General features: G+C 63.7%; 29 protein-coding genes. 16 read left to right on the forward strand and 13 right to left on the reverse strand.

Annotated elements, in window-relative coordinates:
• Positions 1-34: 34 nt before the first annotated feature.
• A complete protein-coding gene (gene groES, locus J2R80_RS23710; RefSeq protein WP_021077770.1) occupies positions 35-349 on the reverse strand; it encodes a co-chaperone GroES in 315 nt (104 codons plus the stop codon).
• A 395-nt stretch (positions 350-744) separates the two neighbouring features.
• Between groES and J2R80_RS23715 the strand changes: the two genes are divergently transcribed.
• Positions 745-1,035, forward strand: a complete 291-nt coding sequence (locus J2R80_RS23715) for an usg protein (RefSeq protein ID WP_026192965.1) — start codon at positions 745-747, stop codon at positions 1,033-1,035.
• 100 nt (positions 1,036-1,135) lie between these two features.
• Positions 1,136-1,702 (forward strand): cupin domain-containing protein, encoded by a 567-nt coding sequence (locus tag J2R80_RS23720; protein WP_076830233.1) that lies wholly within the window; start codon positions 1,136-1,138, stop codon positions 1,700-1,702.
• 310 nt (positions 1,703-2,012) lie between these two features.
• Here J2R80_RS23720 and J2R80_RS23725 read toward each other — a convergent pair whose 3' ends face one another.
• Positions 2,013-2,975, reverse strand: a complete 963-nt coding sequence (locus tag J2R80_RS23725) for an HWE histidine kinase domain-containing protein (RefSeq protein ID WP_244558904.1) — start codon at positions 2,973-2,975, stop codon at positions 2,013-2,015.
• Positions 2,976-3,365: 390 nt separating this feature from the next.
• Here J2R80_RS23725 and J2R80_RS23730 point away from each other — a divergent pair, with 390 nt between their 5' ends.
• Entirely contained in the window at positions 3,366-3,755 is a 390-nt protein-coding gene (locus J2R80_RS23730; protein WP_076830227.1) for a response regulator, read from the forward strand.
• A gap of 5 nt (positions 3,756-3,760) precedes the next feature.
• Positions 3,761-4,171 carry a response regulator gene (locus J2R80_RS23735; protein ID WP_076830224.1) on the forward strand — a complete coding sequence of 137 codons (411 nt, stop codon included), beginning with the start codon at positions 3,761-3,763 and terminating at the stop codon, positions 4,169-4,171.
• A gap of 49 nt (positions 4,172-4,220) precedes the next feature.
• Here the strand turns inward: J2R80_RS23735 and J2R80_RS23740 are convergent, their stop codons facing one another.
• Positions 4,221-4,532 (reverse strand): hypothetical protein, encoded by a 312-nt coding sequence (locus J2R80_RS23740; protein ID WP_076830221.1) that lies wholly within the window; start codon positions 4,530-4,532, stop codon positions 4,221-4,223.
• 342 nt (positions 4,533-4,874) lie between these two features.
• On the opposite strand from J2R80_RS23740, the gene J2R80_RS43770 reads away from it, so the two are divergent.
• The gene (locus J2R80_RS43770; RefSeq protein ID WP_076830218.1) at positions 4,875-5,105 is read left to right on the forward strand and encodes an MGMT family protein; all 231 of its coding nucleotides are present in this window, start codon (positions 4,875-4,877) and stop codon (positions 5,103-5,105) included.
• Positions 5,106-5,200: 95 nt separating this feature from the next.
• Here the strand turns inward: J2R80_RS43770 and J2R80_RS23745 are convergent, their stop codons facing one another.
• On the reverse strand, positions 5,201-6,457 hold the full coding sequence (locus tag J2R80_RS23745) for a NupC/NupG family nucleoside CNT transporter (protein WP_253623741.1): 1,257 nt from the start codon (positions 6,455-6,457) through the stop codon (positions 5,201-5,203).
• 116 nt (positions 6,458-6,573) lie between these two features.
• Between J2R80_RS23745 and J2R80_RS23750 the strand changes: the two genes are divergently transcribed.
• Entirely contained in the window at positions 6,574-7,797 is a 1,224-nt protein-coding gene (locus J2R80_RS23750; protein ID WP_229193284.1) for an MFS transporter, read from the forward strand.
• 366 nt (positions 7,798-8,163) lie between these two features.
• Here the strand turns inward: J2R80_RS23750 and J2R80_RS23755 are convergent, their stop codons facing one another.
• Both J2R80_RS23755 and J2R80_RS23760 read right to left on the reverse strand, forming a co-directional pair.
• On the reverse strand, positions 8,164-8,925 hold the full coding sequence (locus J2R80_RS23755; protein ID WP_253639489.1) for an SDR family oxidoreductase: 762 nt from the start codon (positions 8,923-8,925) through the stop codon (positions 8,164-8,166).
• Between the two features lie 12 nt (positions 8,926-8,937).
• Entirely contained in the window at positions 8,938-9,699 is a 762-nt protein-coding gene (locus tag J2R80_RS23760) for a hypothetical protein (protein ID WP_057019101.1), read from the reverse strand.
• 300 nt (positions 9,700-9,999) lie between these two features.
• On the opposite strand from J2R80_RS23760, the gene J2R80_RS23765 reads away from it, so the two are divergent.
• Positions 10,000-11,610, forward strand: a complete 1,611-nt coding sequence (locus J2R80_RS23765) for an ABC transporter substrate-binding protein (RefSeq protein ID WP_253639490.1) — start codon at positions 10,000-10,002, stop codon at positions 11,608-11,610.
• 188 nt (positions 11,611-11,798) lie between these two features.
• Here the strand turns inward: J2R80_RS23765 and J2R80_RS23770 are convergent, their stop codons facing one another.
• Positions 11,799-12,092 (reverse strand): GYD domain-containing protein, encoded by a 294-nt coding sequence (locus J2R80_RS23770; protein WP_026192964.1) that lies wholly within the window; start codon positions 12,090-12,092, stop codon positions 11,799-11,801.
• Positions 12,093-12,444: 352 nt separating this feature from the next.
• Positions 12,445-12,663 carry a hypothetical protein gene (locus tag J2R80_RS23775; protein ID WP_057019099.1) on the reverse strand — a complete coding sequence of 73 codons (219 nt, stop codon included), beginning with the start codon at positions 12,661-12,663 and terminating at the stop codon, positions 12,445-12,447.
• A gap of 221 nt (positions 12,664-12,884) precedes the next feature.
• Between J2R80_RS23775 and pdhA the strand changes: the two genes are divergently transcribed.
• The 3 genes from pdhA to J2R80_RS23790 are packed head-to-tail and all read left to right on the forward strand — an operon-like array spanning position 12,885 to position 16,022.
• Positions 12,885-13,931, forward strand: coding sequence for a pyruvate dehydrogenase (acetyl-transferring) E1 component subunit alpha (pdhA, locus tag J2R80_RS23780; protein ID WP_082653940.1), 1,047 nt, complete (start codon positions 12,885-12,887; stop codon positions 13,929-13,931).
• On the forward strand, positions 13,924-14,904 hold the full coding sequence (locus J2R80_RS23785; RefSeq protein WP_057019116.1) for an alpha-ketoacid dehydrogenase subunit beta: 981 nt from the start codon (positions 13,924-13,926) through the stop codon (positions 14,902-14,904). Before pdhA ends, J2R80_RS23785 begins: the two co-directional genes overlap by 8 nt.
• A 20-nt stretch (positions 14,905-14,924) precedes the next feature.
• Positions 14,925-16,022, forward strand: a complete 1,098-nt coding sequence (locus J2R80_RS23790; RefSeq protein WP_253639491.1) for a dihydrolipoamide acetyltransferase family protein — start codon at positions 14,925-14,927, stop codon at positions 16,020-16,022.
• Between the two features lie 30 nt (positions 16,023-16,052).
• On the opposite strand, the gene J2R80_RS23795 is transcribed toward J2R80_RS23790, so the two are convergent.
• The 4 genes from J2R80_RS23795 to J2R80_RS23810 all read right to left on the reverse strand — a co-directional run bounded on the left by J2R80_RS23795 (position 16,053) and on the right by J2R80_RS23810 (position 20,063).
• Entirely contained in the window at positions 16,053-16,478 is a 426-nt protein-coding gene (locus tag J2R80_RS23795; protein WP_076830207.1) for a carboxymuconolactone decarboxylase family protein, read from the reverse strand.
• A 187-nt stretch (positions 16,479-16,665) separates the two neighbouring features.
• Positions 16,666-17,508, reverse strand: a complete 843-nt coding sequence (locus tag J2R80_RS23800) for a transglutaminase family protein (protein ID WP_229158887.1) — start codon at positions 17,506-17,508, stop codon at positions 16,666-16,668.
• Between the two features lie 183 nt (positions 17,509-17,691).
• Positions 17,692-18,636, reverse strand: coding sequence for an alpha-E domain-containing protein (locus J2R80_RS23805; protein ID WP_016846373.1), 945 nt, complete (start codon positions 18,634-18,636; stop codon positions 17,692-17,694).
• Positions 18,637-18,644: 8 nt separating this feature from the next.
• A complete protein-coding gene (locus J2R80_RS23810) occupies positions 18,645-20,063 on the reverse strand; it encodes a circularly permuted type 2 ATP-grasp protein (RefSeq protein WP_057019094.1) in 1,419 nt (472 codons plus the stop codon).
• 225 nt (positions 20,064-20,288) lie between these two features.
• On the opposite strand from J2R80_RS23810, the gene J2R80_RS23815 reads away from it, so the two are divergent.
• From J2R80_RS23815 to J2R80_RS23825, 3 genes are all read left to right on the forward strand, one after another.
• A complete protein-coding gene (locus J2R80_RS23815) occupies positions 20,289-21,041 on the forward strand; it encodes a molybdopterin-binding protein (protein ID WP_076830204.1) in 753 nt (250 codons plus the stop codon).
• 6 nt (positions 21,042-21,047) lie between these two features.
• Complete coding sequence (gene gpt / locus J2R80_RS23820; protein WP_253639492.1) at positions 21,048-21,575, forward strand: xanthine phosphoribosyltransferase; 528 nt, start codon at positions 21,048-21,050, stop codon at positions 21,573-21,575.
• 153 nt (positions 21,576-21,728) lie between these two features.
• Positions 21,729-22,352, forward strand: a complete 624-nt coding sequence (locus J2R80_RS23825; RefSeq protein ID WP_253639493.1) for a hypothetical protein — start codon at positions 21,729-21,731, stop codon at positions 22,350-22,352.
• A 16-nt stretch (positions 22,353-22,368) separates the two neighbouring features.
• Here J2R80_RS23825 and J2R80_RS23830 read toward each other — a convergent pair whose 3' ends face one another.
• Positions 22,369-23,391, reverse strand: coding sequence for a methionine synthase (locus tag J2R80_RS23830; RefSeq protein ID WP_253639494.1), 1,023 nt, complete (start codon positions 23,389-23,391; stop codon positions 22,369-22,371).
• 99 nt (positions 23,392-23,490) lie between these two features.
• Here J2R80_RS23830 and J2R80_RS23835 point away from each other — a divergent pair, with 99 nt between their 5' ends.
• From J2R80_RS23835 to J2R80_RS23845, 3 genes are all read left to right on the forward strand, one after another.
• Positions 23,491-24,195, forward strand: coding sequence for a glutathione binding-like protein (locus tag J2R80_RS23835; RefSeq protein WP_225648192.1), 705 nt, complete (start codon positions 23,491-23,493; stop codon positions 24,193-24,195).
• A gap of 99 nt (positions 24,196-24,294) precedes the next feature.
• Positions 24,295-24,909, forward strand: a complete 615-nt coding sequence (locus tag J2R80_RS23840; protein ID WP_253639495.1) for a 2-hydroxychromene-2-carboxylate isomerase — start codon at positions 24,295-24,297, stop codon at positions 24,907-24,909.
• Complete coding sequence (locus J2R80_RS23845) at positions 24,909-25,886, forward strand: NADPH:quinone oxidoreductase family protein (RefSeq protein ID WP_253639496.1); 978 nt, start codon at positions 24,909-24,911, stop codon at positions 25,884-25,886. The genes J2R80_RS23840 and J2R80_RS23845 overlap by 1 nt, the downstream gene beginning before the upstream one ends.
• Positions 25,887-25,923 lie beyond the last annotated feature (37 nt).

Consider the following 25,923-nt stretch of genomic DNA (forward strand, 5'->3'; position numbering starts at 1 on the left):
CTTGAGAGATTTAACCTGGGAGGGAGGGAGGCGCTTAGGCCGCCTTCTTCTTGGAAGCGGGGACGTCGAGCACGCCCATGATGTCGCTTTCCTTCATGATCAGCAGGTCTTCGCCGTCGATCTTGACCTCGGTGCCCGACCACTTGCCGAACAGGACGCGGTCGCCGACCTTGACGTCGATCGGGATCAGCTTGCCAGCTTCATCGCGGCCGCCCGGGCCAACGGCGATGACTTCGCCCTGGGAGGGCTTTTCCTTGGCACTGTCCGGAATGATGATGCCGCCAGCGGTCTTCTCTTCGGCGTCGATACGCTTGACCACGACGCGGTCGTGAAGCGGACGGAATTTCATGCAGTCCTCCTAAACATTTGTAGATGCTCTAGATTTTTGGAGAGTTAGCAGTCCAGTCCAGCGAGTGCCAGACTGGTTGGGCAGGAGATAGGCCAAGCCTTGGCGGCGGGCAAGTGCCTCTAGCAGAAAAATTGGCACTCGTGAGTACCGCCTGCCAAGAGGATGCCGAGATCATTTCGGCATCCTTAATGCCGCCCAAGAGGGGTTGCCGGGGCTATTAGCAGATGCGGTAAGCTGCTGCCAACGCAAGAAATTTCAACAACCTATTAAACATTTAGGCTTGAGATGGGTTAGTCGCGTGCGTCACATTTCTCTCATGTGAGCGCATCCATTGCCGGTGGTCCGGCGGGGGAGGTCGGCCACCACGTGAATGCGCTCCGTCACAGGAGGTTGGCATGGTCTCGCGAGTTGGTGGGGTTGTTTCCGACGATTTCCGGAAGCAGTTGCTGGGGTACGGGCTGACGACGGCGCAAATCCTCTATCGGATGCCGGATCACCCCTCGTTGCTGCAGACCTATGTCTGGCAGAACTACGACCTGTTTCCGAAATTTCCGGCGCTGCAGGATTTCCTCGCGTTCTGGCAGGCGAAGCTCGAAGGCCCGCTGTTTTCGGTGACGGTGGCGCATTCCAAGCTGGTTAAGCCGGCCGAGCTGCGTGCCGTCGACGGCGTGTTCCGGCTGCATTGATCAGCAAACGTAGCAGGGCGCGGCTCTGCGCCTTTGCTCGCCTCGCGGCGCGCGACTTGTGTTAGCCTCTCTCCGTCACAAAAAGACGGGAGGCGAAACAATGGCCAAGAAGACGGCATCAAGATCGGCAGCCAAGACCGCGGTGAAGAAGAAATGGTCGGGGCTTGGCGCAGGCGCCAAGAAGACGTCCGCGAAATCGTCCGCGCGCAAGACCATCAAGTCGAAAGGCCGCGTCCCGGCGGCCAAGAAGAGCGCGCCGAAAGCCGCAGCCAAGGCGTGGCCGAAGCAGCGCGTCGCGATCAGCCATCACCGCGAAGAGGACTTCAAGGCCGACGGGCTGCGCGCCTACGCCAAGTACCGCGACCTCGGCATATCAGCCGCGTCGCATGGCCTCGCGCAGGCACATGTCATCCGGCTGCAGGGACCGTGCAATCCCGATGAAGTGTCGAAGCTGCACTTCCACGATGTCGACTTCCAGATGGTCTATGTGCTCAAGGGCTGGGTGAAGACCTACATGGAAGGCGAGGGCGAGACGCTGATGCAGCAAGGCAGTGCCTGGACCCAGCCGCCGCGCATCCGGCACATGATCCTGGACTATTCCGACGACGTCGAACTGCTGGAAGTGATCCTGCCGGCCGAGTTCAAGACGGTGGAGCTGAAGGCGTAGTGCTCACGCACTCGTCGTGGCCGGGCTTGACCCGGCCATCCAGCTTGCTTCGCAAGATTCTCCTTGGTCGATGGATGCCCGGGTCAAGCCCGGGCATGACGATTTTCTAGCTAGGGCTGTGTACCCATAAAACCGTCGGCGTGACTCTACGTCCGCTTTGCCCCGATAGCGACCAAGTTCGTGCGGCAACGCAAGATGTCGCGATGGGCCAACTGCCGACGTTCCAAAGTGAATGAGACCACCAACAGTTATTCTGTCGGCGCTATTGGAGGAGCGGCGTCAAGTAGCCCGAAACAGACTATCCCCGCAATCAGACTGCAAGACGATCCAAAGGAATCGAAACCCTTAACCTGAGCCCGCTCGGTAACCAATCATATTCCACCTTGCCGCCCAGTTGAGCGGCAATGCTGCGCTCCGCAAGCACACTCCCAAAACCCTTTGCCGAAGGCGCAGCAACAATCACTGGGCCGCCTGTCTCTTCCCATTCAAGATGCAAGTCCCCGCCTTGCGTGTCCCATGCGATGTTTATTGAACCGGTTGGTTCCGACAACGCCCCATACTTGGCCGCATTCGTAGTGGTTTCATGCAGCGCGAGTGCGAGGCTTGTAACGGCCATAGCACCCACGGGGACAGCTGGTCCTCTTACCATGATGCGTTCGCTGGACGCGTCATCTTCATACGGCCGCAAGACCGTTCGCACCACGTCTCCCACCGTCGTTCGCTCGCTATGCGCCTCCGTACCCATGATTCCAGGACGGATTAGGTCCTTGGCCTGCATTAGAGCGTCGAGACGGCCTCGTAACGATTGAGCCATCTCTTGCGGAGTTCTGGCTGACCGAGCGCTCAGACTTATGATGCCATGGAAAACGGCAAACATGTTCTTCACGCGATGGTTTGCCTCCCGAGCGAGCAACCGTTGGCGTTCTTGCGCAATTACACGTTCGGTAGTCTCACTAACGATGCAGAGTACACCGCCAGTTTCGCCAGCCTCGTTCTGAACTGGAGAATACGAGATGTCGAAATAAACTGTCTCTGGGTAGCCGTGCCGCTCAATGTAGAAGGGGCGGTCCTTCGCGAAGACTGTTTCGCCGGTGTCGAGGACGCGCCTGAGAAGCGGTCCTAAATCGTCCCACAGCTCGGCCCAATTATCGCGTGCTGGTCGCCCAAGTGCCTTTGGATGCTTCTGACCTATCGTAGGAGCATAGGCGTCGTTGTAGAGAGCGACAAATTCGGCTCCCCAAAACAGCACGATTTGTGCTTTGGCCGGCAGCATAAGGCTCACCGCGCTCCTGAGGTGCGTTGGCCACCCAACGATTGGTCCCAAGCTGGTGCTGGACCAGTCGAAAGACCGGATGAGTGCGGCAGCTTCGCCCTCAGCCCGCGGAAAATCGCCTTTTACTTCTCGAACAGTGCCCATGGCGATCAACAAAGCAAACATTGGAATCGGGAACAATGGCCCACGAAACACTGATGTCAACAGAGCAACGACGAGATGGGCATAACGAGCTGTCGCAACGGGCCATAAGCAGTCATCAACCGCCGCTGTAGGTCGGCGGTCGGCCGAGAATGTTCCCGCCACGACGCCAAATTAGCAAAAGAACTCAATGGCTTGGAACGTTGCGCCCCTCTGTAGGTTGGCTGACCAGCATCCGAGGAGCCAACGATGGTCCCCCAAGCGCAGCAAAAGAGCGAACGGATCAGGGTTTTGTTCGTGGAGGACGAATGGTTCATCCGATTTGACGTAGCTGAGCAGCTTCGAGGCGCGGGGTTTGAGGTTATTGAGGCGAGGACCGCCGATGACGCGATGGACTACATCTCATCAGGCGAGCGGATTGACGCGCTGATAACCGATATCCGGATGCCCGGAACCCTTGATGGTCTGGAGTTGGCTGGGAAGGTCCGCGTCATGCAACCGATGCTCCTTATCCTCGTTGCCTCTGGAAGCACAGAATTGGAGAGCGCAGCGAGCCGCGTAGGTAGGTTCATCAGCAAGCCCTACGATCCCAGGCAGATCGCGATGCTGATCGCGGAGATGCTCGGCCCGGCGCTGTAGTAAGCATGCAAGCAACAACTGTATTGATCGTCGAGCAGGACGTGCTCGTGCGCCATCCGCTGGCGGAGTACCTTCGTGAGTGCGGCTATCGCGTGATGGAAGCAACTCAACACGATGAGGCACGTGAATGCCTCGAAGGCGGGAAACACTGTATTGAAGTCGCCCTGATCGACGTAGGCGGCGCCACCGGCTCTGGGTTTGCTCTTTCTGCGTGGATACGGAGCAACTACCCAACTGTGAAGACAATGCTGGGCGCGACGGTCGGCAAGGTCCTCGCGCTCGCGGGTGACCTTTGCGAGGAAGGCCCGCAGGCAGCGAAGAAGCTGAATTATCGCCCCGTGTTGGATCACATTCGCCAACTGCTCGCGACCCGGAAGCCGCCGAAAATCACCAGCCGCGATACCCGCGCAGGATAGGTGGCTGCAAACAGTGCGCTCATCGCGCTGCCTTCGGAATTCCCCATGATCACCGCTTGTGATGCGCCAATTGTTGTATCCATGATGGCGCGAACGTCGTCCATGCGTTGCTCAAGGGAAGGAGCAGCGGAATCCGGTCGGATAGTCCGTCGCCCCTTTTGTCGAATGTAGTGACACGCGCAAAGGCTGAAAGCCGCTGCAAGAATGCCGTATATCCGGACGTTTCGTGCTGAAAATCGACGTGCGAGAACCCACCAAGAACCATGATGATGTCGATAGGTCCTTCACCCATCACTTGACAGGCGATATTGACCTCGCCGCTCAGAGCATATCTGGTTTCGGCTAAGGCGAACTCTGACATCCGGTCGTCGCGAGACCCGACAATTCTCCTCGGCTGAACTATGGGGGTCAGCGGATAAAGTCACCTCAGAAGTATGGCAATGTCCACAGCGGGTCATTCACGTCGAATCGCATCGGGCGGAGCCGCCGGTCGATGTCCGCAATGCTCCGTTTGCGTCCACGCCGGCACTGCGCGGCAAACGACGCTAGGGGCCAATAGCTGCCCCGCAATGTTAAGACGGCGGCGCGCACTTCGAAACTAACACCGGCACGTCCGGTCGAATCTTCCGTGCCAACGCGACGCGCTCGTCCAACCGCAAGTAAAATGGCGAAAACCCTCTGAGAAATCTGCTACACTCGATTTATGAAAACCTTTTCAGATAAGGTCCGCGACATCGTGCGCAAGATCCCAAAGGGGAAGGCCATGACGTACAAAGCTGTCGCTGCTAAAGCCGGCAATCCGAAGGCTGCGCGCGCGGTCGGTGCCATAATGCGCACGAATGACGACCCATCGATCCCCTGTCATCGCGTTATTGCAAGCGACGGCTCAATGCGCGGCTACGTGCGCCCGCGCCGTCGGCCGGCCCAACAATGATCCGCTTGGCAGGGAGCTTCACCGCGTCAGCACCGCCCCGGATTGCGCGGAGCCTGTCATCGCGCGACCCGTTGGCTCCATCCGGGCTACTGCGACTACGGCTGCGTCAGCATCCCCACGATCGCGCCCATCAGGCAGGTCGTCAGCGTGCCCGAGACGATCGACTTCAGCCCGAGCGCGTTGATCTCGTCGCGCCGCTCGGGCGCCATGATGCCGAGGCCGCCGATCATGATGCCGAGGCTCGCGAAGTTCGCAAAGCCGCACATCGCGTAGAGCATGATCAGCCGCGAGCGCGGATCGAGCGCGTCGGGGCCGAGCTTCGACAGGTCGACATAGGCGATCAACTCGTTCAGCACGGTCTTGGTGCCCATCAGGCTTCCGGCCGTGATCGCCTGCGGCCAGGGCAGGCCCATCAGCCAGCACACCGGCGCCATGACGTAACCAAGCAGGCGCTGCAGCGAAATCTTCGCGCCGCCGATCTCCGGCAGCAGGCCGATGATCGCGTTTGCCAGATACACCAGCGCGACCAGCACGAGCAGCATCGCGATGATGTTCATCAAGAGCTCGAGCCCGGCTGCCGTGCCCTTCACGATGGCGTCCATCGTCGACGACACCTGGATATCGGGATTGTCGAGCGATCCGCCGGTGCGCTTGCCGGACGTTTCCGGCACCATGATCAGGCTCACTAAAATAGCGGCCGGCGCGCCGAGCACCGAGGCGATGACGAAATGCGCGGCCGCATCCGGGATCAGCGGCGCCAGCAGCGTGGCGTACAGCACAAGCACCGTGCCGGCGATCCCGGCCATGCCGCCGGTCATCACCAGAAACAATTCGGAGCGCGTCAGCTGTGCGAGATAGGGGCGGATGAAGAGCGGCGCTTCGACCATGCCGAGGAAGATATTGGCCGCGGTCGAGAGCCCGACCGCGCCGCCGACGCCGAGTGTGCGCTCCAGGATCCAGGCCATGCCGCGCACGACAGGCGGCAGCACGCGCCAATAGAACAACAGCGTCGTCAGCACGCTCATCACAAGCACGATCGGCAGCGCCTGGAAGGCGAGGATGAAATCCGAGCCGGGCGCCTTGGGATCGAACGGCGCCGGGCCGCCGCCGACATAGCCGAACACGAAGGCAGTGCCGGCGCGCGTCGCGGCGGCGATGGTGCCGACGGCGTCATTGATCGCGCCGAAGGCCTGCGTCACCAGCGGCACTTTGATCAGCACCAGAGCCGTGACGATCGTGACGACAAGCCCGATCGCCGCCTGGCGCAGCGACACCTTCAGGCGATTCTCGCTCAGCGCCCAGGCGATCAAGAGCAACGCCACCACGCCGAACGCCGATTGCAACTGCAGCATCACGCCCCCAAGAACTCTCGCGGGATTATGGGCAGGGGCCTCGCGCAGCGCAATGCTGTTGCGCGTTCATCTCGTATCCATTGACAAGTTGCAGGCGCTCGGCCACGCAATCATCCATGTCCTCCGCCACGCCGGCCGGCGCCCGCGATCTGCTCGGCCACAGACCGTTCCTGTTCTTCTTGTCGTCGCGCAGCCTGTCGCGCTTCTCCAGCCAGATCGGCGCGGTGGCGATCGGCTGGCAGATCTATGATCTGACCGGCAGCGCGTTCGACCTCGGCATGGTCGGACTTGTGCAGTTTTTGCCGACGGCGCTCCTGGTATTCGTCGCCGGCCACGCCGCCGACCGCTTCGAGCGCAAGCGCGTGGTGCAGGCCTGCCAGATCGCGGAGGCGCTGACCGCATTGTTTCTCGCCGGAAGCACCTTTGCCGGCACCATCTCCGAGATCCAGATCTTCGTCGCGACCTTCGTGCTCGGGATCGCCGGCGCGTTCGAGAGTCCGGCGACCGCCGCGCTGTTGCCGCTGATCGCGCCGCAAGGCTCGCTGCAGCGGGCGACCGCGATCTCGAGCGGCGCGGCGCAGGTCGCGACCATCACCGGACCCGCGCTCGGCGGCTTCGCCTATGCCCTGATGCCGGGCGCGCCCTACGGCATCATGATGGTGTTCTGGCTGTTCGGTGCGCTGCTCACCGGCGGCATCGGCCGGCTGCAGCAGGCGCCGGTGAAGAACGGCGGGTCGTCGGACGACCTGTTTGCCGGCGTCACCTTCGTTCGCAGCAATCCGGCAATCCTCGGCACCATCTCGCTCGATCTGTTCGCGGTGCTGTTCGGCGGCGTCACCGCGCTGCTGCCGATCTATGCGCGCGATATCCTGCAAGCCGGTCCGCTCGGCCTCGGCATCCTGCGCGCCGCGCCCGCGGTCGGTGCGCTGCTGATGACGATGGTGCTGGCGCGGCACACCATCAACCGCCGCGTCGGCATGCGGATGTTCCAGGCGGTGATCGTGTTCGGCGTTGCGACGGTGGTGTTCGCGCTGTCGCACTGGATGTGGCTGTCGGCGCTGGCGCTCGCGGTGCTCGGCGCCGCGGACACGATCAGCGTCGTGATCCGCTTCTCGCTGGTGCAGCTCGCCACCCCCGACGAGATGCGCGGCCGTGTCGGCGCGGTGAACTTCCTGTTCATCAACGCGTCGAACCAGCTCGGCCAGTTCGAGAGCGGCGTCACCGCGGCGCTGCTCGGCACCGTGCCGTCGGCCGTGCTCGGCGGCGTCGCCACGGTCGCGGTCGCGCTGCTCTGGATGAAGTTGTTCCCGACGCTGCGGGACGTCGAGAAGCTGGAGTAGGGCGCTTCCCTTACCTCGCCCCGCTTGCGGGGAGAGGTCGGATTGCGCAGCAATCCGGGTGAGGGGGACTCTCCGCGCGTTTGTCTCTCACCGTCCTTGTGGAGACTCCCCCTCATCCCGACCTTCTCCCCGCGCGCGGGGAGAAGGGGAGGATGAGCCCCGGGGCAAGCTTTTCATGATTTCGGAATAATGGAAAAGTATCGCTGATTTGCCCGACGTGTCAAGTTGCCGTGTCGGACGCCGACAGCTGCCGGCTCCTTTGCATGGGGTTGTTTTCGATATTTTGGCAGCGCACCCCGCGACGGCCGGCCGGGACAGGCCCGGCCGGGCGTCGTGAGGGTCCTGCCGCAAGCAGGGAGGAGAAGATCAGCCCCGGCCGACGAACGGCATCTTGGTCGCCATCACAGTCATGAACAGCACGTTGGCGTCGAGCGGCAGGCCGGCCATGTAGGCCACGGCGTCGCCGACCGCCTTGGCGTCCATGCGCGGCTCGTGCTTGGTGGTGCCGTCCGGCTGCAGCACGCCGGGGCCGTTGACCATGCGGTCGGTCATCGGGGTCGCGGCATTGCCGATATCGACCTGGCCGACCGCGATGTCATACATGCGGCCGTCGAGGTTGGACGACTTGGTGAGGCCGGTGATGGCGTGCTTGGTCGAGGTGTAGGCGGCCGAGAACGGCCGCGGCGCATGCGCCGAGATCGAGCCGTTGTTGATGATGCGGCCGCCGCGCGGCGCCTGGTCCTTCATGATGCGGAAGGCGTGCTGGGTGCACAGGAACGGCGCGGTCAGGTTGGTGTTGACCACGGCCTGCCACTGCTCGAGCGGCAGATCCTCGAAGTTCACCGGCGGCGCGCCCATGCCGGCGTTGTTGAAGAGAACGTCGAGCCGGCCATAGGTCGCCTTCACCTTGTCGAACAGGGCTGCGATCGCGGCCGGATTGGCCATGTCGGCCGAAACGCACAGGCTCTTGCCGGCGGGGCCGAGCTTGGCGGTCTCTTCCAGCATCTCCATGCGGCGCCCGGCGAGCACCACGGTGTAGCCCTTGTCCATCAAAGCGAGCGACGCGGCGCGTCCGACGCCGGTGCCGGCGCCGGTCACGAGTGCGAGCTTGCTGGTTGCCTCAGTCATCCGAGTTTCCTCTTACTTGGTTTTTGCTTCGGTTTCGTTCTTGTAGGGGGGCCGTGGAATGTTCTGGTGCGCCGCGCGCAGCGCCGCCGACCAGCGTGAGCGCAGGTCGTGGAAATAGGGCTCGCCGGCCTCGATGCGGTGGTTGAGGTCGGCCTCGCAGGCGTCCGTGCGCACCACCAGCACGTCGATCGGCAGGCCGACGCCGAGGTTGGAGCGCATCGTCGAATCCATCGAGATCAGCCCGGTCTTCAGCGCCTCGTAGAGCTCGACGTCGTAGTGCATGGCGCGGTCGAGCACCGGCTTGCCGTATTTGTGCTCGCCGATCTGCAGGTACGGCGTGTCGGTGGTGCACTCGATGAAGTTGCCGGCGGTGTAGACCATGAACAGGCGCATCCGCGAGCCCTTGATCTGGCCGCCGAACAGGAACGAGACGTCGAAGGAGATGTCCTCGGCGCGCAGCGCGTCGCCCTCGGTGGCGTGCACCGAGCGGATGGCGCGGCCGATCCGCTGCGCCGCCTGGAACATGGTCGGGGCGTTCATCAGCGTCTCGAGCTCGCCGGTGTCCGGATTTTCCATGCCCTCGGTCAGGGTCGACAGCACCGACTGGCTGATCGCGAGATTCCCGGCGCTGGCGATCGCCATGATGCGGTCGCCAGGCTTTTCGAAGATGTGCAGCTTGCGGAAGGTCGAGACGTTGTCGAGGCCGGCATTGGTGCGGGTATCGGCGATCATGACGAGCCCGTCGCGCACCAGGATTCCGCAGCAATAGGTCATTTAAAGCCCTCAGACGGTCCGAGTTTCTCGGCGGGAAACGTGTAGCCAATTTCGAGGATGCATCCAACCCCAATTCCCCGTGACGGGACGTGCGATGGCCGGTCGCGCGGGTCGGGGCCGCCGGTCCCGGCGGTGGTCCGTCCGGGTGCCCTGTTCCGGCCATCGAGGTCGCGAGCATTCCGGTCTCGCTCTGCGTGGCGCGCAGCCGGCAATGATCTTCGCCTTGCGTCGTTGCGGGGGGCGGGGTGTTGTGCTCGACTGCCTGCAACCGACGACAACAAGAAATTTCGGGAGGCGGGAATGTCGTTCAAACTGGCCGCGTGCATTGTGGCATTGGGCATCGCCGCGATGGCCGCGAGCCCTACATCGGCGCAGAAGAAGGGCGGCACCCTGCGGCTCTATCACAACGACAACCCGCCCTCGACCTCGCTGCTCGAGGAATCCACCATCGCCTCGGTGATGCCGTTCGCGGCCGTCTTCAACAACCTCGTGGTGTTCAATCCGGCCAAGGTGCACGAAAGCATCGACACCGTGATCCCCGATCTCGCCGAGAGCTGGTCGTGGGACCAGACCAACACAAAGCTTACCTTCAAGCTGCGGCACGGCGTGAAGTGGCATGACGGCCAGCCGTTCACGGCCAAGGACGTGCAGTGCACCTGGCGGATGCTGATCGGCAAGAGCGAGACCCAAGACGTCAAAACACCGGACTTCAAGCGCAACCCGCGCAAGGTCTGGTACTCGAAGCTCAGGGACGTCAGCATCAATGGCGACAACGAGGCGACCTTCGAGCTGACCGAGCCGCAGCCAGGTCTCTTGGCGCTGCTCGCCAGCGCCTTCTCGGTTGTCTATCCCTGCCACGTGCCGCAGCAGGTGATGCGCACCAAGCCGGTCGGCACCGGGCCGTTCAAGCTCGTCGAGTTCCGGCGCGGCGACTCTATCCGTCTGGTCCGTAACCCCGATTACTTCAAGAAGGACCGGCCGTATCTCGACGAGATCACGGTGCGCTCGATCGATAGCCGCGCCACCCGCATGCTGGCGTTCGCGACCGGCGACTACGACATCACCTTTCCGTCCGACGTCAGCATTCCCCTGATGAAGGACGTCAAGGCGCGGGCGCCGAACGCGATCTGCGAGATGACGTCGACCAATCTGCAGATCAATCTTCTGGTCAACCGCGTCAATCCGCCGTTCGACAATCCGGATATCCGCAAGGCGATGTCGCTGGCGCTGGATCGGAAGGCCTTCAACAGCATCCTGTTCGAAGGCAGCGGGCGGCTCGGGGGCGCGATGCAGGCCAAGCCCGAAGGCGAGTGGGGCATGCCGCCGGAGATCCTGTCGACGCTGATGGGTTACGGTCCCGATACCGGGAAGAACCTCGCCGAGGCGCAGGCGATCATGCAGAAGCTCGGCTACAGCGACGCCAAGCCGCTGTCGATCAAGATCCAGACCCGGAACCTGCCGACCTATCGCGACCCGGCGGTGATCCTCGCCGACCAGCTCAAGAAGATCTATATCACGGCCGAGCTCGACATTCTGGACACGCCGCGCTGGTACTCGCGGCTGCAGCGCAAGGACTACACCATCGGCCTCAATGTCACCGGCGTCAGCGTCGACGATCCCGACGGCAATCTGGTGGAGAACTATTCCTGCAACTCCGAGCGCAACTACACCCAGTATTGCAACGCCGAAGTCGACAAGCTGCTGGCGGCGCAGTCGCGCGAGGTCGACAGGGACAAGCGCCGCAAGATCGTGTTCGACATCGAGCACCTGCTGGTCGACGATGCCGCGCGGCCGGTCATCCTGCACTCATCGGCCGGCAATTGCTGGCAGCCCTATGTGAGGAATTTCCATCCGCACGACAACAGCCAGTACAACAATCTGCGCTTCGAGGATGTCTGGCTGGATAAGTAGCGCGTGGTGGCCCGCCGGCGACGACGTGTGCCGTTGCCCTCGTGCGCTTCGTATCCTCATTTATTCACACGACCAAAGCGGTGGCTGGTCCTGCGCATGCGCGCACTCCCGCGCCGATCGCCGGGGCAAGTCTGCGACGGCGCCCGTCAGTCAGGCCGCGCAGAGATCCATCGGGATATCCGACGTAGCTACGGGAGCTCGGATATCAGCTTGGTCCACTCCGCCTCGGGCCAGGCCCGTGAGGTGCAAGTCCGTATGTTTCCCAGAGAGCTGAGGGCAAGCGCGAGTTTTGTGATGTTGTCGCCGAGCGGTGCTTCGGCGAGGAGAAGGATGTCATGCTCGCCGGAGGTGAGATAGACCTCCTTGATTTCGACACCTAGCGTCTTGGCGAGTTCTTTCGCCGCTCGGCTGCGCTTGGGAGCTTCCTTGACATTACGAATTCCCTGGTCGGTCCAGTCGATCCTCAATATGAATGTCGCCATGTCGTCCTCCAAGGGTTAAGCACTGCCCTTGTCTGCCGCGCGCGCGGCAGGCCAACCTGTTTCATGTTGAAGTTGAGGGAGCGCCACATAAGGCAGGCGCTGCTTTCAGACTGCGATGCCTGCCGACGGCCTGACCGCTGCCCGTTCCTTCAAACGGCGACGTCGGCCCGTCCCGTCTAAGGGCAGCTCGCTGCAGATTACGCCATGTCCCTTGCTCGAGAAAGAGGGCTCCCCGCGTTGTGATCGGGACCGCGGTGGCCTCGCGTAAGCGAGGGCGCCGCGTCAAGATCACACCCTCTGCGCAAGGATGCGGCCGCAGACCTTCGCGCGCCGGGCAGCTATCCGATGCAAGTCAGCTGTGGGTGTAGTCACCGGGTTTCAACCCGAGCGCCTTGACAGCTGCTTCGGGAAGCGGCCCCCACGCTTCGACTGTTTCATTCGGGGCCATCATGTCCGCAATAATGGCCGTGGCCTTTGCCGCGTCTCCTTCAGCCACGAAGAAGACCGAGCGAACAGGCGGGCCGCCGTCCAACGGCGCAGTTGTTACGAGGACAACCTGACCATTTGCCATGCTCTCTTATACCGCAGTCGCGGCGCTGTTCCACGGATCCTGTCGATCGATCCTTACGACCCGGCCGCTGACGCGTGCGCCAAGAGCGATGCTGCTACGGTATTGCATCGTCGCGGCCCTAACACCAAATAACTGAATGTGGGAGGCAGAACCGCTCCAGGAATGAGCGCGTGGCCAGCAAAAGAGCAAACGAAGAGCTCCCCGTCATTGCGCGCTTTGAGGTGCGCCGCCGCAATTACCTCGCGCCCGACGGCTCGATAGAGCGGCCGCTTCCTGCCTTCGCCACCGATGCCAAGCTGCTGGTCGAACTTTACCGGTCGATGGTGCTCTTGCGTCTGTTCGACCGAAAGGCTGTTGCATTGCAGCGCACCGGTCGGCTGGGAACCTATGCCATTTCGCTCGGCCAGGAGGCGGTGTCGGTCGGGATTGCGAGTGCTATGCGGGAGGATGACGTTCTGTTGCCCTCCTATCGCGACAACGGCGCGTTGCTCTGGCGTGGCGTCGCGCTGGAGGAGATCCTGCTGTTCTGGGGCGGCGATGAACGCGGCAATCAATTCTCCGGTCCGGTGCACGATTTCCCGTTCTGCGTTCCCGTCGGATCACAGGCGCCGCATGCCGCCGGCGTTGCCTACGCCCTGAAGTTGCGCAAGGAGCCGCGCGTGGCCGTCTGCATGTTCGGCGACGGCGCCACCTCGAAAGGCGATGTCTACGAGGCCATGAATTTCGCCGGCGTTCACAAATTGCCGCTCGTGTTCGTCGCCACCAACAATCAATGGGCCATATCGGTGCCGTTGCGTCTGCAGACGGGTTCCGAGACGCTGGCGCAGAAGGCCATCGGCGCCGGGTTCAGCGGCGAGCAGGTGGACGGGAGTGACGTGGTGGCGATGCGTGCCGCGGCCGAGGAGGCCATTGCCACTGCCCGCGACGGCAAGGGCCCTCACTTCATCGAAGCGGTCACCTATCGGCTCGGCGATCACACGACGTCAGATGATGCATTGCGCTATCGTTCGGCCGAAGAAGTCCAGGCGCATTGGAAGGAAGAGCCGATCGCGCGCCTCCGGTCCTATCTTGTGGGTCAGAAGATGTGGACCAAGGCGGATGAGGAGCGGCTTGCCGCCGAGTGCCATGAGCGCATCGAGGCGGCGGTGGAGCGCTATCTGAAGACGCCGCCACGCCGAGCAGAAACCATGTTCGACAACCTTTATGCCGATCTGCCCGAGGCGTATGCCGCGCAGCGTCGCGAACTTGCAGGAGAGGACGATGCCTGAACTCACGTTGGTCGAAGCCATCAATCTGGCGCTCGGCCGCGCGATGGCGGATGATCCCGATGTGGTCGTGCTCGGCGAGGATGTCGGCGTCAATGGCGGCGTCTTCCGCGCGACCGTCGGCTTGCAGGAGCGCTTCGGTCCGGAGCGCGTCCTCGATACGCCGCTTGCCGAACTCCTGATCAGCGGGCTTTGCGTCGGCATGGCCGCGCAGGGACTGAAGCCCGTGGGCGAAATCCAGTTCATGGGATTTATTTATCCCTGTCTCGATCAGCTGGTGAACCACGCATCACGGCTGCGCAACCGTACCCAGGGACGGCTCACTTGTCCGATGGTCCTGCGGACGCCGCATGGTGCCGGCATTCGCGCGCCCGAGCATCATTCCGAAAGCACCGAGGCGATGCTGGCCCACATTCCGGGCTTGCGTGTCGTGGTGCCTTCGTCGCCGGAGCGCGCCTATGGACTTCTCCTCGCCGCGATCCGCGATCCCGATCCGGTGGTGTTCCTGGAGCCGACGCGGTTGTACCGCGCCGTGAAAGGCGAGGTGGAGGACAACGGCGAAGCCTTGCCGATGGATCGCGCCTTTGTCGAGAGGGAAGGTCGCGACGTCACGCTGATCAGCTGGGGTGCGATGCTGAAGGAAACGATGGCCGCAGCGGACGCGCTCGCCGACGAGGGCATCGCTGCCGAGGTTATCGACCTCGCCACGCTCAAGCCCTACGATGAAAACACCGTGCTCAGGTCGGTCACAAAGACCGGGCGCTGCGTCATCGTGCACGAGGCCGCGCACACCGGCGGATTTGGGGCGGAGATCGCGGCCATGATCGCCGAGCGCGGACTGTCCTCGCTGCTCGCACCCGTGACCCGCGTCACCGGCTACGACACGATCATTCCGATGGCCCGCCTCGAGCAACGCTACATGCCGTCGGTCGGACGCATCGTGACCGCAGCCCGAAAGGCGCAACAGTACAACTGAACACCGACGGACCTTGTGCCATGCGCCAGTTCACGTTGCCGGACCTTGGTGAAGGTCTTGAAGAAGCCGAGATCGTCACCTGGTACGTCAACGAGGGCGATCACGTCGTGACCGATCAGCCGCTCGTTTCGGTCGAGACCGACAAGGCGGTGGTCGAGATACCGGCGCCGTCGAGCGGACGCATCGCGCGCCTGTTCGGTGCCAAGGGCGATATCGTGAAGGTCGGCGCGCCGCTCGTCGAGTTTGCCGAGGACGCCGGGCAGGACACCGGCACGATTGTGGGCGAACTCGACACCGGCGAGCAACGGCCGGCGCCAGCAACTGCCTCGCCGCCCAGCGGGCAGGGAGCCCGAGTGTTTCCGGCAGTGCGCGCCCTTGCGCGCAAGCTTGACGTCGCGCTCGATCTCGTCGAGGCGACCGGGCCCGGCGGCACCATCACGCGGGCCGATGTCGAGAGGGCGGCGAAGCGGATGTCTCACAGCGGACCCGCCGAGCCGCTGCGCGGCTTGCGCCGCGCGATGGCCCAACGCATGACGGCAGCGCATGCGGAAATCGTCCCCGCGACGGTCACCGATGAAGCCGACATCGACGATTGGCGGCAGGGCGAGGACGTGACAATCCGCCTGGCGCGGGCGATCGCCGCTGCCTGCAAGGCAGAGCCCGCGCTCAATGCCTGGTATCATTCCGGTACGGGAGAACGGCGCCTGATCGAGCGCATCGATCTCGGCATCGCTGTCGACACCGGCGGCGGCCTGATCGTCCCCGTGCTGCGCAATGTCGCGGAGCGGAGCGTATCGGACCTGCGGGCCGGACTCGACCGTCTGCGAGCCGACGCAATCGCGCGCGCGATACCCCCGGGGGAACTGCGCGGTGCGACGATCACGTTGTCGAACTTCGGCATGATCGGAGGCCGGTTTGCTAATCTCATCATCGTGCCGCCACAGACGGCGATCGTCGGCGCCGGGCGGATTTCGCAGCGCGTGGTCGCGCTTCGCGGGCAGGTTGCGGTCCGACGCACGCTGCCGCTATCGCTGACCTTCGATCATCGGGTGGTGACGGGCGGCGAAGCTGCCCGTTTCCTGGTTGTCCTCAAATCCGACGTTGAGCGCATTTCGTGACATCACTCATCCGCGGGACAGGCAGGAGCGTCACGGCTCCTGGCTTCGTCCCGCAGGTGCATCGACGAGGAAGGCCTCGTCGACCGGCACGCCAAGCGCCGTGACCAGCCGGTTGGTCTCGGCGGCCATGCCGACGATTGCCAGCATTTCCTGATATTCGGCGTCGGTCATGCCCTTGGCGCGGGCGCTCGCGGTGTGCGAGTGAATGCAATAGCTGCAGCCGTGGGCCACCGAGACGGCGACGTAGAGCATCTCCTTGACCTTCGGGTCGAGCGCGCCGGGTGCCATCACCTCCTTGATGCTCTCCCAGGTCCGCCGCAGGGTCTTCGGATCATGCGCCAGCGCGCGCCAGAAATTGTTGACGAAGTCCGAGTTCCGCGTCTTGCGGATGTCGTCGAAGACGGCGCGTGCTTCCGCCGAGAGCTCGTCGTCGGAAAGCAGTTTTACGGTGGCCATGGCTTGTCCCGCTGGTTTGGTTTGAAGCAGCGATCATAGCACCCCTGCGGACATTGCGAGGAGCGAAGCGGCGAAGCAATCCATGCCTCCGCAAGCGATCAGATGGATTGCTTCGCGGAGCCTGGCCTCGGGCGCGCGTTCGCGCGACCCGTTGGCTCGCAATGACGGACGCGGAGAGGGATCAGCGCTACGACTGCGTCTGGCTCTGCCACTGTCCGGGGCGGCCGGCCTGGTCGACCTTGACCGCGACCGTCAGCGTCTCGTTGCCGCCGCCATAGCGGGTGCCGCGGACCGGGGCGGCGCCGAGATAGTCGAGCCCGATCGCGACGCGGGCATGGGCGTCGGTGGTGCAGATGCCGTTGGCGGCGTCGAAGCCGATCCAGCCGAGATCGGGCACGAAGGCCTCGGCCCAGGCGTGGCCGGCCTGCTGGTTGACCATGCCGTCGGAGCGCAGGAAGTGGCCGGAGACGAATCGCGCCGGAACGCCGCCGGCGCGCGCGCAGGCGATCAGGATGTGCGCGTAGTCCTGGCAGACGCCGCGCTTCAGCGCGAACGCCTCGGCGGCCGAGGTGGCGCTGTTGGTCGGGTCCTCGTCGAAGGTCATGTGCTCGTAGATCTGCACCATCAGCGCGTGCAGGAAACCGAGCACGTCGGCGCCGGCTTCCGCGCGCAGCTCGCGCACGATGGCCGTCATTGCCGGGTTGAGATCAGTCAGCGGTGTGGGACGCAGGAACAGGCTCGGCGGAAACCGCTCGTCGCTGCCGCGCAGCACGCCGCCGGTATCCTGGGTCTCGATCAGGCCCTCGCAATGGATCGTGAGGTCACTGATCGAACCATGCGTCAGCACATGGGTGACGTTGCCGAAGGCGTCCTCATGGGTGTCGAGCCGGGAATCGGTCGAGACGTCGATCTGCCAATCCGCGACATACTGGCCGTCATGGCTGCCGGGCGTCATCCGCAGAATCTGGATCACGCCCGAGGCCGCCGGCTCGTAACGATAGGTGGTGGTGTGGGCTATCCGCAGGCGCATGGCTCAACCGGTGTTCAATCGGTTTTTTCAGGGCAGGAGTGTCATGCCCGGACCCTTCCCGGGCACCCACGTCTTTCTTCCTAATCGGCCGCGAAAGCAAGATGTCGATGGCGGTCACCTACGTCACGAAAGACGCGCTTCGCGCTTTTGCCCGGCCATGACGAGATTTTGCCTCAAAACCGGTCAGATCAGGTACTGCTTGGTGATGATCTCACCCAGCCGTGAGTTGTCCGCGATGAACTCCTGGATGAATTCGTGCACGCCGTGCTGGAAGATATCGTCCATGTTGCTGTGCTCGAGCCGGTTCCTGATGCCGCGGGCATGGCGTTGCGAGGCGCCCTGGCGGCCATAGGCGACGCCGATCTGGTCGAGGTTGCGCACGAGGTTGCTGTAGCAGCTCGCAAGCGAGCGCGGCAGCGTATCGTTGAGGATCAGCAGGTCGGCGATCAGCCAGGGCTTCAGGGTTTCCCGGTAGACCCAGTGATAGGCGGTCGTTGCCGACACCGAGCGCAGGATCGAGGTCCACTGGTAGTAATCCAGCGGGCCGCCGACATGCTCCTCCTCGGGCAGGAGCATGTGATATTTCACGTCGAGAATCCGTGCGGTATTGTCGGCGCGCTCGAGATGGACCCCGAGCCGCGAGAACCAGTAGGCGTCGTTGCGCAGCATGGTGCGGTAGGCCGAGCCGTCGAAACGCAGCGAGGTCTCCTGCACGAAGCGCAGGAATTTGGCGAGCTCCTCGCGGTTGGCGGGACCCTTGTTCCAGACCGCCTGCAGCTCGATCCACGCCGAATTGATGGTGTCCCACATCTCCGACGTCAGCGCTGTCCGTACCGAGCGTGAATTGAGCCGCGCCGCCTCGATGCAGTTCTTGATCGAGGACGGATTTTCCGACGAGAAGGAGAGATACTCGATGACGTTCCGCTCGTCGGCTTCCTCATAGTGATCGTAGAAGCTTGCGCCGACGCCGGCGGTGAGCAGTGCGGAATCCCACTCATTGGTCTTGCCGACATAGGCCGCGGGCAGTGCGGTGACGCGCAACGTCGCATCGATGGTGCGCGCCAGATATTCGGCGCGTTCGACATAACGGGCCAGCCAGAACAGGTTTTCGGCGGTGCGCGACAGCATGCTTTCAACTACTCGCTCAGTATCCAGGTGTCCTTGGTGCCGCCGCCCTGGCTCGAATTGACGACGAGCGAGCCTTCCTTCAGCGCGACGCGGGTCAGCCCGCCGGGCACGATGGTGGTGTGGCTGGAGCCGGTCAGCACGAACGGGCGGAGGTCGACATGACGCGGCGCCAGCCCCTTGTCGGTGCAGGTCGGGCAGGTCGACAGCGCCAGCGTCGGCTGGGCGATGAAGCCTTCCGGCTCGCGCTTGAGCTTGTCGCGGAACGCCTCGATCGTCGCCTTGGTTGCGGCGGGGCCGATCAGCATGCCGTAGCCGCCCGAGCCGTGCACCTCCTTGACGACGAGGTCGGCGAGGTTGTCGAGCACGTAGGACAGATCCTGCGCTTCCCGGCAGCGCCAGGTCTGCACGTTCTTCAGGATCGGCTCCTCGCTGAGGTAGAACTTCACGATATCAGGCATGTAGGAATAGATCGCCTTGTCGTCGGCGATGCCGGTGCCGACCGCATTGGCGAGCGTGATGTTGCCGGCGGCGTAGGCTGACATCAGCCCGGGGACGCCGAGCGCGGAGTCCGGCCGGAAGGTGAGGGGATCGAGGAAATCGTCGTCGACGCGGCGATAGATCACGTCGACCCGCTTCAGCCCTTCGGTGGTGCGCATGAACACCTCGTCGTTCTTGACGATGAGGTCGCGCCCCTCGACCAGCTCGATGCCGAGCTTGTCGGCGAGGAAGGAGTGCTCGTAATAGGCCGAGTTGTAGACGCCGGGCGTCATCAGCGCGACCGTCGGCTCGGCAGAGGCGCTGTGCGGCGCCACCGACCGCAGCGCCGACAGCAGCTCGTCCGGATAACGGTCCACCGGCGCGACGCGGTGCCGCGCGAACAGGTCCGGAAACAACCGCATCATGATCTCGCGGTTTTCCAGCATGTAGGACACGCCGGATGGCGTGCGCGCATTGTCCTCCAGCACAATGAAATTGTCGGGATCGGTGCGGATGATGTCGATGCCGGCGATGTGGACGTAGATGTCGTGCGGCACGTCCTGGCCGTTCATCTCCGGACGGAACACCGGGTTCTGGAAGATCAGGTCCTCGGGGATGACGTTGGCGCGCAGGATGTCGCGGCCGTGATAGATGTCCTTCAAGAACATGTTGAGCGCGAGCACGCGCTGCTTGAGGCCCTTCTCCAGCAGCGTCCACTCGGTCGCCGACATGATGCGGGGGATGACGTCGAACGGGATCAGCCGCTCCTGGGCCTCGGCATCGCCATAGACCGCGAAGGTGATGCCGATCCGGCGGAACAAGAGCTCCGCTTCCTGGCGTCGATATTCGAGCGCATCCGGCGGCGTCTCTTTGAGCCAGCGGGAGAGCTCCTGGTAGGCCGGGCGGAGATCCTCGCCGAGGCCATTCATCTCATCGAACGCGACTGCCATATAGCCCGACTGCCCTCCCAAGCCATGTGACACAGTGCATGACTTGATGGGATGGTAGCAAGGGGCGGGCCAGCGCGATATGCATTGGCTTGCGGCATTTGCTATGGGTGAAGTGGAAGGCCTGCCCGAAAAACCGGCTGAGGTCTGCTTAATTCGGCGGCAAAACCCCGTGACATCAAGGCATTGGATCGGCAATGTCAGGGGATCAAGTTAGGGAATGAGACCATGAGCGAGATCGTCACGGCGGGGATATTGGTGATCGGCGACGAGATCCTGTCCGGCCGGACCAAGGACAAGAACATCGGCTTCATCGCCGAATACCTGACCAACATCGGCATCGACCTGAAGGAGGTCCGCGTCGTCGCCGATGACGAGGCCGACATCGTCTCTGCCCTTGATGCGCTGCGGCATAGGTACACCTACGTGTTCACCACCGGCGGCATCGGGCCGACCCATGACGACATCACCGCCGACAGCGTGGCGAAGGCGTTCGGGGTCGATATCCATCATCACCCCGAGGTGGTGGCGCGGTTCAGGGAGCGCTGGAGCGAGCAGGACCTCAACGAGGCGCGGCTCCGCATGGCCCGGGTGCCTGACGGCGCCGAGCTGATCCAGAGCGCGACCATCCTGGCGCCGGGCTTCAAGCTCGGGAATGTTATCGTGATGGCCGGCATCCCCAGCATCATGCAGGCGATGATGGACATCGTGGCGCCGACCCTGAAATCCGGCGTGCGGATGTTGTCGGACTCGGTCAGGGCCGACGCGCGGGAAGGCGACATCGGCGGCCCGCTGCGGGCGATCGCGGAAGCCAATCCCGACACCATCATCGGCAGCTATCCGTTCCAGGACGAGAACCAGAAGCCGAACACCAATCTCGTGGTCCGCTCGCGCGATCCGGAAAAGCTCGCCGCGGCGATGATCGCGGTGAAGGAGATGCTGAAGCAAGTGCAGGCCGCGCAGAAGAAGCCGGCGGGTTGAGACGATATGGCTGAACGAAATTCCGAACCGAGTGCACTGGAGCGAGCCGGCAGGCCGTTTCCGGTCTCGTGGGATCAATTCCATCGGGACTGCCGGGCGCTGACCTGGCGGCTCAATGAGGTCGGCCCGTTCCAAGCGGTGATCGCGATCACCCGCGGTGGGCTGGTGCCCGCAGCGATCGTGGCGCGCGAGCTCGGCTTGCGGGTGATCGATACCGTCTGCGTCGCCAGCTACGACCACGACAAGCAGGGCGATCTGAAAGTGCTCAAGGGCATTTCGGAGCAGACTGCCAAGCTCGGCGGCGGCACCGGCAAGGGGCTCTTGATCGTCGACGACCTCGTCGATACCGGCAAGACCGGCAGGCTGGTGCGCCAATTGCTGCCCGATGCGCATTTCGCGACCGTGTACGCCAAGCCGAAGGGCCGGCCGCTGGTCGACACCTACATCACCGAGGTGTCGCAGGACACCTGGATCTACTTTCCCTGGGATACCGCGCTGTCGTTCCAGCCGCCGATCCGCGACGGGGCGGCATGAGGAGTCACCTCGCCCCGCTTGCGGGGAGAGGTCGATCGCGGAGCGATCGGGTGAGGGGGAGTCACCGCGAGTTCATCTCTCACTATCTTTGCGGACAAGCCCCTCACCCCAACCCTCTCCCCGCAAGAGCGGGGCGAGGGGGAAGTAAGAAACATGCCCCTGCAAAACCGCGTCACGCCCACCGGCGACATCGTCGCCTCAGACCATCGCGGCACCTTCACCGGCAATCGCGGCATCATCCACGATCCGGCGACGCGCACGCTGCTGAACAAGCGCTGGTCGAGCCCGGCCTGGCTCACCTGCGCCTGCGAGTTCAGGGGACGGCGGCGCAAGGTGATGAGCCGTCAGAGCTGGACCGAGCTGTTCTTCCTCGATGAGGCCACCGCGTTTGCGGCCGGACACCGGCCCTGCTTCTACTGCCGCCGTGACGATGCCAAGCGGTTTCGCAGCTGCTGGGAGCAGGGCAACGGCGTGAGCGATCTCAGCGCCAAGGCGATGGATGCGGTGCTGCATGCCGAGCGGCTCGACCGCGGCAAGAAGCGGCTGCATCCGCTGCCGACGCGATTGCGCGACTTGCCCGACGGGACGATGGTGCAGGCGAGCGGGGACAGCTACCTCGTCGCCGACGGCGCCATGTTGCGCTGGTCGTTTGCCGGTTACGGCCGGGCCGACGTACCGGAGCCGGCCATGCTGCTGACGCCGCCATCGACGTTGCGCGCCTTCCAGGCCGGCTACCGGCCGGTGTTGCATCCGAGCGCGATGGCCGTTCTGGGTTGATCGGCCGGCGTCATCCTTACGCCAGCCGCTGCCGAGCCAGCTTGGCACCGGCGCCCAGCGCGATCAGCTTGGCTTCCGCGATGTCCCGCCGCATCGGCGCCATGCCGCAATTGGTGGTCGCGATGATGTTGCCCTTCGGCACGTGCCTCGCGACCGCCTCGATCACCTTGACGACGTCCTCAGCGGTCTCGATCTCGTCGCTGGCGACGTCGATCACGCCGGCCTGCACGATCTTGCCGGGAAGCGCCGCGAGCAGTTCGATCGGCACCTTCGAGTTGCGGCATTCGATCGCGACCTGCTGGATCGTGCTCTTGTCGATGACGGGGAAGGTCTCCTCGTATTGCCGCCACTCGCCGCCAAGCGTCTGCTTCCAGTCGGTGTTGGCCTTGATGCCGTAGCCGTAACAGATGTGCACGGCGGTGGCGCAGGTCAGGCCTTCGGCGGCGCGCTCCAGCGCCTTGATGCCCCAGTCGCGCACTTGGTCCATGTAGACGTTGAAGGCGGGCTCGTCGAACTGGATCATGTCGACGCCGTCGGCCTGCAACGCCTTCGCCTCCTGATTCAAAAGCTCGGCGAAAGCGAAGGCCATCTTCACACGGTCGCCGTAATACTTGTCGGCGATGGTATCGATGATCGTCATCGGGCCGGGCATGGTGAATTTCAGCCGGTTCCTGGTGTGCGCGCGGGCCGCACGGGCCTCGCTCTCGTGGACGCGTCCCTTGAGCTGCAGCGGTGCGACCACCTGCGGCACCATCGCCTTATAGCGGTCCTTGCGGATGCCCATCTCGACCTTGTGGGCGAAATCGATGCCCTCGATCCGCTCCAGGAAGCCGTGCACGAAATGCTGGCGCGCCTGCTCGCCCTCGGTGACGATGTCGACGCCGGCATCTTCCTGCAGCTTGACCGCCAGCACCGTGGCATCGCGCTTGGCGCGGGCGAGCTCGGCGCCCTCCGACTTCCAGGGTGCCCACAGCATGTTCGGCTCCGCCAGCCATTCCGGCTTCGGCAGCGAGCCTGCGATCGTGGTTGGAAACAGCATGGGTGCCTCCTGTTGGGTTCTGATTGAGCGCTTGTGTGCCATGTCCTAAGGTGGAGGTACAGAACAACAAAAGTCTTTGTGACGGGGAATAGAACGCCGATGATCGATTTGCACTACGCGCCGACGCCGAACGGCTGGAAGATCTCGATCATGCTGGAGGAACTGGGGCTGCCCTACAAGGTGATCCCGGTGAACATCCGCGCCGGTGAGCAGTTTCGGCCCGAATTCCTAGCGATCAGCCCGAACAACCGGATCCCCGCCATCGTCGACCATGCGCCTGCCGACGGCGGCGGGCCGTTCTCGGTGTTCGAGACCGGCGCGATCCTGATCTATCTCGCCGACAAGGCCGGCCGTTTCCTGTCCAGGGAGCTACGTGCGCGGTCGAACGTCATCCAATGGGTGATGTGGCAGATGGGCGGCCTCGGGCCGATGCTCGGCCAGCACGGCCATTTCGCGCTCTATGCGGCCGAGAAGATTCCCTACGCGATCGAGCGCTACCGCGACGAGACCGCGCGGCTCTATGGCGTGCTCGACCGCCAGCTCGGCAGGACCGGCGCCTATATCGCCGGCGACGACTATTCGATCGCCGACATCGCCTGTTTTCCCTGGACCATGACCCACAAGGCGCAGGGTTTTACCCTCGACGATTTCCCGAACATCAAGCGCTGGTACGCCACCGTGCGCGCCCGCCCGCAGGTGCAGGCGGGGCTTGCGATCGGAAAATTCGTCAAGGAGCCGTTTGACGAGGAATCACGCAAGAACATGTTCGGCCAGCGTGCGAAGGAATTGGTCGAGAAGAAATGATGCCCGTTATTCCGCGGCGCGACACAGTCGCGAGCCCTGCGCCTTGCGGTGCATCCCGGAATGACGAGAATGAATGTGGAAAAGACAAAGGGAAACGCCATGATCGAATTCTTCTTCGACTGCTCGAGCCCGTGGACCTATCTCGCCTGGCACAACATCCAGCCGCTCGCGAAGGAGTTCGACGCTCCGATAATCACCTGGCGGCCGATCTTGGTCGGCGGCATCTTCAACACCGTCAACCCGTCGGTCTACGCGCAGCGCGAGAAGCCGGTGCCGCTGAAGGCGCGCTACATGAAGAAGGATCTCACCGACTGGGCACGCTCGGCCGGCCTTGCGATCAAGATGCCGCCGACCGTGTTCCCGGTGAACAGCGTCAAGGCGATGCGCGGCTGCATCCTTCTCGGCAACGAGAAGATGGTACCGTTCGCCCGCGCGGTGTTCGAGGCCTATTGGGGTGACGACAAGGACATTTCGCAGGATGCGGTGCTGACCGAGATCTGCACTAAACTCGGGATCGATCCGGCGCAATTCCTTGCCGGCATCGGCGACCAGGCGATCAAGGATCAACTCAAGGCCAACACCGAGGAGGTGATGGCGCGCGGCGGCTTCGGCTCGCCGACGATCTATCTCGACAAGACCGACATGTATTTCGGCAACGACCGCTTGCCGCTGATCCGCGAGGCGCTGGCACGCCTCAAGGCGCGGGCCGCCTGATGCCGAAAGCCGTCGTTTGCCGCGAGCTCGGCCCGCCCGAGCGTCTGCAGCTCGAGAACTTTGCCTCGGTGCCCTTGCAGCCGGGCCAGGTGCGGGTTGCGATCCGGGCCGCCGGGATCAACTTTCCCGACATCCTGATGGCCGCGGGCGAGTACCAGCTCAAGCCGCCGCTGCCGTTCACGCCGGGCTCGGAAGCCGCCGGCGATGTCGTCGAGGTCAATGGAGCATCCGGTGTCGCCGTCGGCGACAAAGTGATCGTCAAGATGCGCTTCGGCGCCTATTGCGACGAGACGGTTGCAACGCCGTCGCAGCTCGTGCCGGTGCCGTCGACTTTCGACTACGCGGAAGGCGCGACCTTCCTGGCCGCGCATGGCACCGCCTATCACGCGCTGATCGACCGCGGGCAGATCAAGCCGGGCGAGGTGCTGCTGGTGCATGGCGCCGGCGGCGGTGTCGGGCTTGCCGCGGTCGAGATCGGCAAGCTGCTTGGCGCCACCGTGATCGCTGCGGCTTCGAGCGAGGAGAAGCTTGCGATCGCCAGGGCGCGCGGCGCGGACCACCTCGTGCTCTATACGCGCGAGCCGTTCCGCGATGCGGTCAAGCGTCTCACCGACGGTCGCGGCGCCGATGTGGTGTTCGATCCTGTCGGCGGCGAGGCGTTCGAGAACTCGATGCGCTGCATCAACTGGGGCGCGCGGATTCTTGTCGTCGGCTTCACCGGCGGCATCGGTCTGGCCCGCACCAATCTGTTGATGATCAAGGGCGCGAGCGTGCTCGGCGTTCGCGCCGGCGAGGCGGTGCGCAAGGATCCCGCGCTCGGCGAGATCAGGTTCAAGGCGCTGAGCGAATGGGCCGAGGCCGGCCGGGTGCGGCCGAATATCTCGCACCGGCTGCCGCTGGAAGATTATGCGAAGGCGATGCGGCTGTTGATCGAGCGCAAGGCGATCGGGCGTGTGGCGCTGCTGACGAGGCCGTGAAACCACAGCGTCCAAATTCTGCAGTGCAGCCAAATGA

The organism is Bradyrhizobium sp. USDA 4541, assembly GCF_024171085.1.
Taxonomy (GTDB): domain Bacteria; phylum Pseudomonadota; class Alphaproteobacteria; order Rhizobiales; family Xanthobacteraceae; genus Bradyrhizobium; species Bradyrhizobium australafricanum.

Excerpts from the sequence above, each read along its gene's own strand:
- J2R80_RS23785 (WP_057019116.1), top strand. The coding sequence starts at position 13,924 with ATGCCTGAACTCACGTTGGTCGAAGCCATCAATCTGGCGCTCGGCCGC.
- J2R80_RS23755 (WP_253639489.1), bottom strand. The coding sequence starts at position 8,925 with ATGACTGAGGCAACCAGCAAGCTCGCACTCGTGACCGGCGCCGGCACC.
- J2R80_RS23825 (WP_253639493.1), top strand. The coding sequence starts at position 21,729 with ATGCCCCTGCAAAACCGCGTCACGCCCACCGGCGACATCGTCGCCTCA.
- J2R80_RS23815 (WP_076830204.1), top strand. The coding sequence starts at position 20,289 with ATGAGCGAGATCGTCACGGCGGGGATATTGGTGATCGGCGACGAGATC.
- J2R80_RS23735 (WP_076830224.1), top strand. The coding sequence starts at position 3,761 with ATGCAAGCAACAACTGTATTGATCGTCGAGCAGGACGTGCTCGTGCGC.
- J2R80_RS23740 (WP_076830221.1), bottom strand. The coding sequence starts at position 4,532 with ATGTCAGAGTTCGCCTTAGCCGAAACCAGATATGCTCTGAGCGGCGAG.
- J2R80_RS23830 (WP_253639494.1), bottom strand. The coding sequence starts at position 23,391 with ATGCTGTTTCCAACCACGATCGCAGGCTCGCTGCCGAAGCCGGAATGG.
- J2R80_RS43770 (WP_076830218.1), top strand. The coding sequence starts at position 4,875 with ATGAAAACCTTTTCAGATAAGGTCCGCGACATCGTGCGCAAGATCCCA.
- groES (WP_021077770.1), bottom strand. The coding sequence starts at position 349 with ATGAAATTCCGTCCGCTTCACGACCGCGTCGTGGTCAAGCGTATCGAC.
- J2R80_RS23840 (WP_253639495.1), top strand. The coding sequence starts at position 24,295 with ATGATCGAATTCTTCTTCGACTGCTCGAGCCCGTGGACCTATCTCGCC.
- J2R80_RS23835 (WP_225648192.1), top strand. The coding sequence starts at position 23,491 with ATGATCGATTTGCACTACGCGCCGACGCCGAACGGCTGGAAGATCTCG.
- J2R80_RS23795 (WP_076830207.1), bottom strand. The coding sequence starts at position 16,478 with ATGGCCACCGTAAAACTGCTTTCCGACGACGAGCTCTCGGCGGAAGCA.
- J2R80_RS23745 (WP_253623741.1), bottom strand. The coding sequence starts at position 6,457 with ATGCTGCAGTTGCAATCGGCGTTCGGCGTGGTGGCGTTGCTCTTGATC.
- J2R80_RS23730 (WP_076830227.1), top strand. The coding sequence starts at position 3,366 with ATGGTCCCCCAAGCGCAGCAAAAGAGCGAACGGATCAGGGTTTTGTTC.
- J2R80_RS23765 (WP_253639490.1), top strand. The coding sequence starts at position 10,000 with ATGTCGTTCAAACTGGCCGCGTGCATTGTGGCATTGGGCATCGCCGCG.
- J2R80_RS23800 (WP_229158887.1), bottom strand. The coding sequence starts at position 17,508 with ATGCGCCTGCGGATAGCCCACACCACCACCTATCGTTACGAGCCGGCG.
- J2R80_RS23845 (WP_253639496.1), top strand. The coding sequence starts at position 24,909 with ATGCCGAAAGCCGTCGTTTGCCGCGAGCTCGGCCCGCCCGAGCGTCTG.
- J2R80_RS23805 (WP_016846373.1), bottom strand. The coding sequence starts at position 18,636 with ATGCTGTCGCGCACCGCCGAAAACCTGTTCTGGCTGGCCCGTTATGTC.
- J2R80_RS23720 (WP_076830233.1), top strand. The coding sequence starts at position 1,136 with ATGGCCAAGAAGACGGCATCAAGATCGGCAGCCAAGACCGCGGTGAAG.
- J2R80_RS23810 (WP_057019094.1), bottom strand. The coding sequence starts at position 20,063 with ATGGCAGTCGCGTTCGATGAGATGAATGGCCTCGGCGAGGATCTCCGC.
- J2R80_RS23715 (WP_026192965.1), top strand. The coding sequence starts at position 745 with ATGGTCTCGCGAGTTGGTGGGGTTGTTTCCGACGATTTCCGGAAGCAG.
- J2R80_RS23790 (WP_253639491.1), top strand. The coding sequence starts at position 14,925 with ATGCGCCAGTTCACGTTGCCGGACCTTGGTGAAGGTCTTGAAGAAGCC.
- J2R80_RS23770 (WP_026192964.1), bottom strand. The coding sequence starts at position 12,092 with ATGGCGACATTCATATTGAGGATCGACTGGACCGACCAGGGAATTCGT.
- gpt (WP_253639492.1), top strand. The coding sequence starts at position 21,048 with ATGGCTGAACGAAATTCCGAACCGAGTGCACTGGAGCGAGCCGGCAGG.
- J2R80_RS23750 (WP_229193284.1), top strand. The coding sequence starts at position 6,574 with ATGTCCTCCGCCACGCCGGCCGGCGCCCGCGATCTGCTCGGCCACAGA.
- J2R80_RS23725 (WP_244558904.1), bottom strand. The coding sequence starts at position 2,975 with ATGCTGCCGGCCAAAGCACAAATCGTGCTGTTTTGGGGAGCCGAATTT.
- J2R80_RS23775 (WP_057019099.1), bottom strand. The coding sequence starts at position 12,663 with ATGGCAAATGGTCAGGTTGTCCTCGTAACAACTGCGCCGTTGGACGGC.
- J2R80_RS23760 (WP_057019101.1), bottom strand. The coding sequence starts at position 9,699 with ATGACCTATTGCTGCGGAATCCTGGTGCGCGACGGGCTCGTCATGATC.